The following is an 11325-nucleotide window of genomic DNA, read 5'->3' as shown; positions in this document are numbered from 1 at the left end:
CGACGCAAATCACAACCTGCCCGAGAAGACGCGCTTCGTGGTGCCGGTGGTGCCGGACCGCAAAGACCTGAACCGTTTTCCCCACGCAAAAGTCTTCGAGGTGCGTTCGCCTTCCGGATGCATGGTGATGACGGGCTCGGTCAATGCAACCTTGCAGAGTCTTTTTGGCCTGGAGAACGTCGAAGTTTCGCTCGTGCGCAAGCTCGAGGTGCCGCCATTCGACTGGCAGGTGCTGGAAGGCGACGACTTCGCGAAAACGAGGTTCGAGGCCTGCGTCTTCAAGTCGCCCGAGCTCGGTCGCGCCGCGCCGGCGCTCGACGCTCAGTGGCAGTCCGATGGCACCATCACGGGCACGGTGTCACCGTGCCCGGATGAGCGTCTGGCCACACTTGAAGTGTGGCGGGAGGATGAACTCGAATGCGGCCCCATCGAACCGGTGCTCATCGACGAAGACGGTTCGTTTGCCACGCCTGTCCAGACACTCGCCGATGAAGAAGGCGCGCGGCGTCTGCGCCTTCAAGCAGGTGACTTCACCGTGACGGGCTGGTTGAACGTCGAGGTTGAGCTCGACGCCAACCCATTGGAAAAGGCACTATCCCGTGCCGTCAGGCGTATCCGCCAGGGAAGCCGGCCCAACGACCGGGACCTGCTGCCTATCCTGAACTGGATGGCGGCCGTCCTGCACCGCATGCGGGAGCCTGAGGCAAAGACTAAAGGTGGGACCACGACTGGTCCCCAAACGGGTGGTGCCGACAAGGGGCAGCCCGCCGTACAGAAGCACATCACGCCGCGCCCCGCTAACGATTGGGGTCCCCAGGACGAGCCCGAACTTAACGTGCCGACCGCCACCGCCGAACAGGCCATGGCAGCCGCGTTCAGAAGGCTGACGGCACGCATCCTGTCGCATTCCGCACTCGCAGGCGGCCCACGTAGCAAGCTTGTCATTGTGGATTTGCAGAAAAAGGAATCGGGCAAGGACAAACCGGAAGAGCCGGAAGAGCAGAAGGCATGGGACGCGATGCTTGAAAAGCTCCCTGCGACGCTCAAGAAAGATGCCACCGCGCCCATCGTATCGGCGGTGGTAGCGCAAGCAGCCGCCGAAGTCCTTGAGACGTACGTTGATACGCTGGCGGTCGGTGGCGCCCCTGCGTATAACCAGAGCGCCGAAGAACCAGCCTATGTCGCGACGGACCCGCATGGACTTCGCGACTGGCTGGAGCAGTACACGGCTTATGCTTACGACGATGATAACCGCGAGCGATTGCTCTCGGTTTTCTGCACTTTCGCGTGCTGTGCCCTGGACATTTCCCCCAAGCTCCCGACGGGCGCACTCAAGGAGGTGATGCAGGCATTCGCGCTTCGAGAGTTGACACTCGATGACTGGCATACGGCAATCGCGAATACGACCGGCAAAGATGACCCGTTCGAGTTTGTGCCGGAGCAGGCACGTGGACGCCTGCGCGCGCATGCGTCAAAAATCGTCGCGAGCCTCACCTTGCAGGAAGAATTGGAACAGATGGTCGGCTCCGTTTTCGGGGATGCTCCGGCCGTCTCTCCGCCCAATCCCCGCTATCAGCGCATTCTTGAGCGATTGCTGGAACTGAAGTCGAAGCCACCCGCGAAGGGCAAAATCTTTGGTCTGATTCCGCAGAAACTGCCGACCTCGAGGAAACCGGGCTGCCCGCACTGCAACGGAGAATCGATACAAGGGGTCAGTGAAGTGAGGGCGCTCGAGACTCACCGGGTAACGATTCACTCGGCGTGCGGGAAGCCGGTCTTCGCGGGAATCCGTAACGCGAAACTTCAGCGATTCAAAGTGCCGCACGAACTGTACCTCGACTGGAACAAGTGACATGCACGCCGCCCCTGTCTTTACTACCCGCGCCAAGCCGGCGACCATTATTGACCCGCTTGGCCTGCAGAACGCGAACATGTCCCTGTACCGGACGATGTTCTTTGGCATCAACAACGTCGCGGACTCCATCCGGGTGTACTCGGCCCTGTGCTGGATGGTCCGTCTGGCACGCGCGCGTGCTCTCGCAATACCCGCAGAGAAGACCGCGGAACGGCGCGAACTCTGCGCGGGGGCTTTGGAGAAAATTGACCTGCTGCTCGTGTGGTGTAACCGTTCGCAGCGTAGCGGGCTGCCTGGCACTGACCGAGAATGGCCAAAAGGAGACGAGCCCGTCAGGTTGCGGCTCGTGGAAATCCTCAGCAAGGAGCAGGCGAAAAAGAAGGAGGCTACAGGGGAGGTCAACACAGCGCGCGGCGCATATCTGATGACTGCTCCTCAGTACAGGCCGAGCATCATCAACGGCCTGGGTTTCCTTGCGCATGCCACCGACATCAAGGGCTTCTTCAGACTCACTGACGCTGGTAACAAGCTCGCCGACGCCTTTGCGGCGCATCTCGAGGACGAGATTTCCGAGAGCAACGACCCGGAAGGCACGCGACATCTGGTCAGATGGCTTGAAGACCCGGAGAACCTCGTGATTGTTCCGTCTCGAATGCCGGAGCTGTATCCGCTGTTGCGCCTCGATATTGTCCACGCGAAGGAGCAGGAAGCATTTCTCGGGCAGTATTTTCCGTCGCCCGGTACCAAGCCGATAGAACTGGGCGCAGAATGGACGGGGCGTCACCAGGGCATCACGCTCGCGTTGCGAGCCATCGTCGCGGCGGAGAAGGATGCTGGTGCCGCCAACGGTTTCGTTCCGGAAGCCATGGTGCGGCACGCAATGGGCAGCGGGCTCGCTCCTGACGGCACGAAGATTGATATCGTCGAGCTTGAGGAGGCGCGGGGTGTTTGGGCGAGCCTCCAGGTCCGGCAGTATCTCAAGCTGGCTCTCGAGACGCTCCTGCGCTTGACCGAGTTCAAGACCAGGGACCTTATTAGTTCGGGAGCACATCGAATCCAGCAGGTCGCGGATGCTGTTGCCGCCCTCGCGTCCGATGAGGAGCACGTGCAGGCCCCTCTGGTCGACTGGCTGAAGCGATGGAGCGTTCTTCAGGGAGACGCCAGTACGTTGTACGAAGCCGGAGCCATTAAGGGCGCGGCTCCGGGCCTCAAAAGCCTCCCTGCGCTCTTCGACGAGCTACGTGCCGCTGCGAAACAGAAGAAGGACAAAGCCAGAAACGCTGCCTATCAGGCGCTCGTCGCGCTGACCTATTGTGCGGTCGAGGCCCGCAACTGGGAAGGCAATGTCGTGTATCGCTTGGCCGATGGCCGGGACCGTCTTGCACCACAACGGCTTTCCCAATTGGCGAGCCGATATGCCACTTGCTCCGCGCAAGAGTTCCTGTCCATGATAGTCCGAGACTTCGTCGTCAACCTGCACTTCAAGGTCGCCCGCGAGCGGGCTGAAACCGAGCCGACCAATCCCCGGGAGCGTTATATTCTCGTTCCGGGCGATGAGGGTCTTGAGCTCAACTTCGAACGCCAGACGACGTTCTCGCCGCCCATTTTGACGGACCGGTTGCGCTGCGCGATGCTGCTCTTGACGCAGGCAGGCCTGCTAGAAAAGCTCGAGAAGAAGGCTAGTGTGCTCGCGTTTCGCGTAACAGCGGAAGGCCGCAGGCGTGCAGCGGAATTCATTCCAGCATCGAATCCCGTTTCGTCCGAGCCGGCTTCCGCACCGACGACCGGCCCTCATGAGTTCCCGACCGTCGTGTGATGGGTTACCCCAGAATCGGATGGCACGACAGCAAACTAGTTGACGACTACCTGCCTGTCGCACTGGCCTAAACAACGGGCCGGCGCGACAGATGAGTACCAACATTCAAACGTCCGCCGATTGCCATTCGGCGAAAAGCATCCGCTCGACCTCGAGCATGGTTGTTTCATGCGCCCGAAGCAGGTCGCCGAGATGCTTCTGGTCAACCAACTCGACAGAGTTCAAATGCGCGTTTTCCTTCGCCTGCGCATTGAAGAACTGATTTGTGACGCAGACTTTTTCGAACGAGACATTGGGGTGCCTACGTCGGTAGAACGCTTCGCCAGCCACCACCTCCTTCACTGCGTCCCATCCGAGTTTTGTTCCGTCAATTCCGCTGGACTTGGCCTGAATAAGCTGACCTCGATTTCCGTCAATGGCCACAATGTCGACGCCGTTGTCATTCGTGCCCGGTGTCCGGTAGCAGTTATACCCACGCTTGCTCCAAAGTGCGCCTACAAGGCACTCGAAGTGTTGCCACCCCATGCGCTGGGCCATATCCAGCGTGATGCGTTCATCCAGGCCGTCGCTCTGCGAGTGTGGCACCACGTCCGTGAGGTTAAAGTCGGACGGCGCCACGTCTCCGGCGCCATTGAGCATGTCCTCTGACAACCCTCTTTTATGAGCTAGCAACTGGTCGAGCTTGACGTCGAAAGTCATAAAGTCGTCAGCCCAAACAGTTGGGTAATACACGTACACCGGCTTCGTCTGATTGATGCGGTACGCACGGTCGGTGGCCTGGTCTTCTTTGGCCGGATTCCATGTGCGCGAGTAATGGATAACGTGGTTCGCCGCCTGGATGTTTACGCCGAATCCGACGGCGACCGGCGAAAGAACCAGGACACCGAAGCCCGGAGTTTCTTGAAAGGCCTTGATTCTCTTTTGCCGACTGGCGACGTGACTCGACGACGCACTTGTATCACCGTTAATGATGTCGGGACGATACCCGAACTCGGTTTCGATGTAGTGCTGTAGGAGTCGCTGAATCTCCCGGAACTCGCAAAAGACGATTGCCTTCTCGCCCTTCGCTCTGATTTCGGAGAGCTGCCTGAGTAGCCAATTGAGCTTCGGGGATTTCGCACGATAGTCGCCCAATGGCTCCGGCTTGAACACGCTTAGACCGTGCACTCGTGGGTCAGTACAGACCAGCCTAAGGTAGTGTAGCAACCCGAGGTGATTCTTGAACGGCGTCGTATGGTTGGGCTCCTGGCGCCGTTTGAAGCCATCCACCGCCTTCGCGTAGAGGTTCCGCTGAACGCCAGAAATTGAGAGCCGCCGGCAATCTTCGACAACGATTTTCGGAGGTAGCCCAGTATCGACCTCGGTCTTCAGGCGCCGGAGAATCTGGGGCGAGATGCGAGCGCGCAATTCTTCGACACGAGCTTTTTCTTCGTCAGTCTTCGCCTCAATCGGCTTCCGGTACCGCTCACCAAAGTCGTTCAAGGCACCGAGCAAGCCCGGTTGCACATAGTCGAAGAGACACCACATATCGGCCAAGGTGTTCTCCACCGGGGTCCCGGTGCATGCAATCCTGAACGCGACATTCTGCTTCTTGGCGGCCCGGGTCACCATTGCGGCTGGGTTCTTGATGCGCTGCGCCTCGTCGCACACCATCAAGGACCACTTTTGCGCCGCAAACGAAAACTCCAAGTCTCGCAATGTCTCGTATGTCGTCAAAACCACCTTCGCATCGCCAATCCAGTTGGGCTTCAAAAACTTGACCAGGCCATCCTCGGTCTGCAAGCGTTGGTCTATCTGGCTGCGCGGTACGCGAAACGCGGCAAGACTTTCGCCGTATGCAGTCAATAGGGGCAATGCTCCAGGCTGAAAGAACTTGTTCGCTTCCTCTGCCCAGTTTTCCAGCAGTGAGACCGGCGCGACTACCAACATTGGATTCATGGTGGGGTCCCTCTCCAGCAACCAGGCCATAAGCGCCAGCAATTGGAAGGTCTTACCCAGCCCCATGTCGTCTGCAAGGATTGCGCCGCGAACCTGGTAATCGGTTTGCAGACTGAAGAGATGCTGCATCCACGCGAGACCCGCTTGTTGATGCGGCAACAATGAGAACTCCGTGCGAATGCTTTCCGGAAGCTTCGGACGAGCAGGTACGGCCTGCAGCGCTTCACGACGCAACTCTTCGTATTCGAGTGCCTGAATGTTTGCACGCAGAACTAGCTGCTTTTTGGCCACGCTTTCGCTGGGCCGTTTGCGCGCGTTTTCCGGGTCAAACTGCTTACCCGACTCCAAATCTGAAAAGACGCTCTCGAACGTCGAGATGATTTCTTTCGCGTCAGCCAGCGAAATGGGGTCCCTGAGCCAAGGGACGTCGAGCTGCACCATGCCCTTCGCGTCAGCGACCTGTACATCATTCTTCAGCTTCTCAATAGCAAGCTTGTTGGTCGGCACGGCCACCGGCTCGCCACCGTCCTTCGACTGATAAACAATGACAGGCAGAATGTTGTCGGGAAACCAACCTTCGCCCTCGTCCTTCTTCGCGATATACGGCGAATGGTAGGGCTTCTCCACACCAATCGATTCGATGCGCGCAGAGTAGCCAGCCAGGTCGTGGACCTGAGCGTAGGAGACCAGCGTCGGAGGAATGCGACGCTGTGCCAGTGCAGCCGACAATTCCTTGAGTTGCTGCTCCGAATCTCCCTGCAGAGCAAGGTCATAGCCCTGCCAGGCAAGCAGTTGATGGCCCTGCGTCAGCGACCTGGAGAGAGCCAAGATGAACGCGGAAAGTTCGTCGTCGTCGAGCCAATGCGTCTTCGAGGAGGTCGGTCCGCTCGCCACCGCAGATTCGATAAGCAGGCCGACACGTACTGGATAGCCCGCAGCATTTCGCTCGAACATCGGTACGAAGCGTTCGTAGTCGAGGCCAGCGTCCTCACGAGCGCGTTCGAATTGTGATTCTTCGATGACGTCAATCGCGTCTGCACCGAGAGCCGCGAAGGGGTTGAGCAAAAAGGCCTGGGCCCGAGAACCTGCCACCCGCCGTCCGGGCAATCGCCGGATTTCCCGCAGCACAGTCTTTACCTTCGGTGTGACCAGAACCTGGACGATTCCATCCTGCGTTGTAATGTCGTACCGGTCGCGAACTTCTCGTGCTCTGTCGAACGTGTCGAGCCAGTCATCAGGTGCTCCGTCGAAGCTCGGCTCGATTTCGACTACGTGGTCGTCTACAACTGCCACCGAGCGCCGCAGACCTATATTGAGCTTTTCCGGACTCAATACTACCGAGCGGTAGAGAAAATCATCAAGTCTTGCTTCGGCATCGACTGCGAGCTTGCGAATCCGCCCCCACCCTTGCCGGTTGGCTAAATCAGAGTGGTCCTCGTCGTCACGGCGCGAGAATGCAATGACCGCATTAAAAAGCTTCCATTGCGCGGGACGCATCAGCATCTCTACGGCGCCTTCTAACATCACGGGCCCCGTGATAGTGCCTCGAAATTCACGGCCGCCGTCGATGCGCCATCCATCTATCGCAATAGAGAACTCGTGGTCGGTCAACGAATGGTTGCTTCGCAGATGCTGACGGAATTCCGTGAAAGGCGGTATTCGGAGAACATCGCGCAGCTGCCCGTAGTCCGGTTGTTCAAGGATGTCGTACAAAGACTGCCAATCCAACAAGAACTCGTCCTCGACCGGGCTGACGAGGCCATCATCGGTCAGTTGTGTGAGGTAGCCGCCAACGAGGTCTCCGTCGACCGTCGCTCCCGGGCTTTGAGTTCGCCGAGTTAGAACGATGCCCTTATCCGACCAGTGCCGCTTCCAGGTGATGACGTCTCGCGCTTTTGCTTGCTTGAATAACTTGAACACGGTTTCGCCTTATTTCCACCAACCCTTGCCCGGCTTCACACGGAAGCCCCATTCCATCAAAACGCGGCCGACACGCTCGTCACCTTCACCACCGCGCACCCACAAGTTTCCGCCGAGTGCAGTCCTGTCCTCGATTTGCAGACCATGCGTTGCCGCGAATCGCTTGAGCGCAACGTGTGAGTAGGATTCGTGTGCTTCGGTTCGATTTTGCGAAGAGCCAACGTTCTCACGGGAGGAGACGTTACTCGTCGACTTCGTAGGCTCGTTTGCGGCCTTGGCTCTACCTGAAGCACGCAAAGTTTCGGCTGAAGGAAGAATCTGAAAACTCTTACGCAGTGTTGCCTCGAACATCTCCTCCCATCGATTCCAGCCATGAATGCCGTCTCCATGCTTTAGCCACAGCATGCTTTTCGATTGCTTCAACGAGTTGCGTTCATTTTTCCCGAGCTTCAATGTCTGACTTGTATTGAATGGCAGAGAACGACTGGCGTCATAGCCATAAAACGCGTTTCCGAGACCACTAAATTCGACAGCAACCAACTTGCCCATCGTCATAATGAAGGCGTTGTTCGCGCCAGAGGCGTCGAGTTCGCGAGTCAGGCCCTTCATTCTCTTACGCAGCGCGACCAGGTCCGGTTCACGTGAATTGCGTGCAGTCGAGCCTAATGCGAACTCGATGTCATCGATGGATTTAACGTATCGCTTCCAAAACTCCATTCGCCGACGGTCGGCAAGACCGTCCTCCGCCAGCTTCGTAAAGAAGGTCTCGATAAATTCGAGCTTCAACCAGTCAGAGACCATTGCTCGAGCCGCAGGCTCGACGCCACCCCATCGGGTCGCATTTGAAGGTAGCCACGGATTGCCCCACCAGGCAACAGCATGGTCGCGCAGTCTCGGGTGCAAGGGGGTGCCAGAGACCTCAGCGTATCGGTCAAGGACCAGAATCGTTCCTCGGTCGCGGAGCACCTCATTGTGTGCAAGCAGACCAAGCAAGCGGGGTAGCAGCCTCACAAACTCATCGTCATCGAGCTTCGTCGCGCCCTCAACTTGCGTAAGCACGAGCTGGCGCAGAAACCACGACTCTTTTCCGATTTGAAGCTGCTCGCAAATATGGTCTATGCGCGACGTATCGCCTTCGAGCAACTCGCCCACATATCGTGTGCACGGGGACTCATCAAAAAGCTGTCTGTTTTCGATTGCCGTGTCGACCCATGAAGGGCTCGACCTGCTATCACGTATCTTGGGGTTCCGGTCGTGAAGGTAGTCTCGCAGGGTCAGCCAGTTCTTCCTTCCCGAGGACGCCACCCCACATGCATCTACGTCAAAGGCGAAGTAGCTCTTTGCGAGTCCTTGATAGCAGCGCCTGTATGACGCGGTCTTGGTTATGTAGCCATCAACGCTGTCCAGGATATGCTGCAAGCGTGGTCGGTCCTCCATCACGCACTCGCCTTGGGGACGGTGTGGAATACATAGGCCAAAGGACAGAAGATACGCATCGCGGAACGTGGACACTTCGTGGCTCTGCCAATACCGTCGCACCGCGTCGAGCTGATGGTCATGAACAGGTTCTCGGCCAACACGAGATTTTGCGCGCGCTTTCAACTGTTCGAGAAGCACGTCGATTTCAGTGCCCGAGCGAATCGGCTGCGTCTCTTCGCTGACCGACGATTGCAGCAAAGACGCCAGGTAGTTTAGTGCGCTCATCGCAATGCACAGTCGCCAAAGTTCCCCGATTGCGCCGGGGCCGGAGACCTATCCTCGCCAACACCTAGGAACTCAAGACGCATCTCGACGCGGCGACTCTCCTCGTCGGTTTCCTTCGAGTCATTGAACGAATATCCGCCGACCAAAAACAGATTTCGCACGTCCAGCTTTTGCGCCTCGTCGAGCACACTCGTACCGGTCGTTGCAAACATGCTGCACAACACCCGCTCGCTGCGCTGGAGACTCAGATTCAGGTTACTCAGGTACGTGCCGGTTCTGTCTGTGTAGCCTTCGACAACCACTCGCTTAAGTACGCGCTTGCCCAGGTCATCGTTCGCCAATGTCAGGATTTCAGGAACAAACTGACGCAACACCGCTTCCTGCTCGGGCGCCAGGTTTGATTTCCCGAACGCAAAACGGGCGCGGTCACCAAAATCGATAACATGTCGATTGCGGTCTATCTTGATACCGTCGTACCGCTTGGCGGCAGTTTGAAACCGGTCGAGGATAAGCTCTATGTCCTTTCGATGTTGCTCTTCGCGCTTTTCTTTCTCCGTCACGTTCTTCGTCACGGCGAGCAGCGCTACCCCCATGACCACGAGGAAGAGCACCATCAGCGCGGTCATCAAGTCAGCAAAGGAAATCCAGAAGGGCTTTTCCGCCTCGTCGCGGCTTCCGCGCTTGACGACGATTTGAGTTCCAAACATCGCCTAGTTCCTCGCTGGTGTCAGGGTGCTCATCGAGGCGAGCGTTACCTCCAGCTCACCGACTGCAGACGAAAGCAACCCCACTGCCGAGGTCAGTTTTGTATGGAACTCGGCATTCGCTTTTTCCAGCGTACGCTTAACCTCAGTTGCAAAAGCGCCGTGCGCTTCAGCGAGAACCTGGCTTACACCAGCGAGATACTCGTCCGCCTGCTTTTGCGCCGCTCCAAGGTGGCTTGTGGATGTCTCAATGCGATTGAGAATGTCACCGGTCAACGCAGCTTCCCTTCTCGCAGCATCGACGGTGGCGCGCAATTCCGTAACAAGCTGGCCGATGCTGTCGCGATGAGCGCGGTAGTCGCTCAGCAGTTCCTGGATTGCTCCCGCACCGCTCGTCAAATTCCCGGCTGTCGCAGCGAGTTTGGTTGAGACGTCGGCGGTTTGCCCCATGACACCGGCGACGCGCTCACCTGCCGCGGCGAAGTTCCGCGACGCCGTGCCCAACGCTTCCGCGCCAGCATTCATGCGGTCGATTGACGAAGTTGTCGACTGCGTCAAAGCATTCACGCTTTGCGCCATCTGCGTGGTTGCGACGCCGAGCTCCTTGACAACAGCATCCATCGATTCCGACATCGCGGTCACTACGCCGCTCGCGCGCTCAGACATTGCATGCTCGCGTGCGCGGTTGTTCTCAAATACTTCTTTCTGCGCGCCACTCAGCGTGGTTAGCATTTCGCCGACGTGAGTGCCGAGCGTCTCCAACGTCGCCTGCAATTTCTGGTTTGTCTCCGACTGAGACGTTGCAACCAACTGGCGCAGCTGCTCAACGAACGCAGCCGATTGCGCGTTCATTGCCTCCTGTCGCGACTCCATCTTTTCAATGGCCTCCGCCATGCGCTGCGCCATCGCATCCGTCGAACGCTGACTCGAAGCCTCGATGTTCGCGACCAGAGTGTGCAGCGTGCTCACAGCCTGCTGAATGCTCTGGGCCGTTTGTTGATTAAGCTCGGTGAGGCCTGAAATTTGGCCACCGAACAAATCATTCAACCGTTGGCTGAAGCTCGTCATTACGTCCTGCAACATCCGCCCAGCACTTGCGCTCTGGTCACCGCTGGCGGTTTTAACGGTCGCTGCGATTTCATCGAGTGGGCCTTTGAGGCCCTGTTGGATGCTCTCGGCAATAACCTGTCCGAGAGCGACGTTGTTCTGGCGCCCCGCCTCTGCTGCGAGTGCATGTTGTTCTTTGCTCGCATCGATTTGCGCACTAGTCAACTCGCGCAGCAGCTCACCCATCTCCTTGACGAGAGCGTCCTTCAAAAATTTTGGATTGGCTTGCCGACTCCTCTGATGCTTTTACTAGACGTGCCAGGTATTCTTCTCCGGCACCC

General features: G+C 58.0%; 6 protein-coding genes. 2 read left to right on the top strand and 4 right to left on the bottom strand.

All coding sequences use genetic code 11. The features are described from left to right. On the top strand, positions 1 to 1852 hold a 1852-nt coding region (locus tag JMF90_RS08835; protein WP_201325052.1), incomplete at its 5' end, for a hypothetical protein. A gap of 1 nt (position 1853) precedes the next feature. Beyond that, positions 1854 to 3671 carry a hypothetical protein gene (locus tag JMF90_RS08830; protein WP_201317061.1) on the top strand — a complete coding sequence of 606 codons (1818 nt, stop codon included), beginning with the start codon at positions 1854 to 1856 and terminating at the stop codon, positions 3669 to 3671. Positions 3672 to 3776: 105 nt separating this feature from the next. Here the strand turns inward: JMF90_RS08830 and JMF90_RS08825 are convergent, their stop codons facing one another. From JMF90_RS08825 to JMF90_RS08810, 4 genes are read right to left on the bottom strand one after another with little or no spacing between them, the layout of a single operon-like run. Then, positions 3777 to 7529 (bottom strand): SNF2-related protein, encoded by a 3753-nt coding sequence (locus JMF90_RS08825; RefSeq protein WP_201317062.1) that lies wholly within the window; start codon positions 7527 to 7529, stop codon positions 3777 to 3779. A 9-nt stretch (positions 7530 to 7538) separates the two neighbouring features. After that, positions 7539 to 9233, bottom strand: a complete 1695-nt coding sequence (locus JMF90_RS08820) for an EH signature domain-containing protein (RefSeq protein ID WP_201317063.1) — start codon at positions 9231 to 9233, stop codon at positions 7539 to 7541. Further along, the gene (locus JMF90_RS08815) at positions 9230 to 9940 is read right to left on the bottom strand and encodes an OmpA family protein (RefSeq protein ID WP_060121874.1); all 711 of its coding nucleotides are present in this window, start codon (positions 9938 to 9940) and stop codon (positions 9230 to 9232) included. The genes JMF90_RS08820 and JMF90_RS08815 overlap by 4 nt, the downstream gene beginning before the upstream one ends. A gap of 3 nt (positions 9941 to 9943) precedes the next feature. Then, on the bottom strand, positions 9944 to 11230 hold the full coding sequence (locus JMF90_RS08810) for a hypothetical protein (protein ID WP_201325051.1): 1287 nt from the start codon (positions 11228 to 11230) through the stop codon (positions 9944 to 9946). Between the last annotated feature and the right edge of the window lie 95 nt (positions 11231 to 11325).

This window comes from Burkholderia sp. E168m23, assembly GCF_016586125.1.
Classification (GTDB): domain Bacteria; phylum Pseudomonadota; class Gammaproteobacteria; order Burkholderiales; family Burkholderiaceae; genus Burkholderia; species Burkholderia orbicola.
The sequence above is the reverse complement of the archived record's forward strand: the minus strand, read 5'-3'. Positions and strand labels throughout refer to the sequence as shown.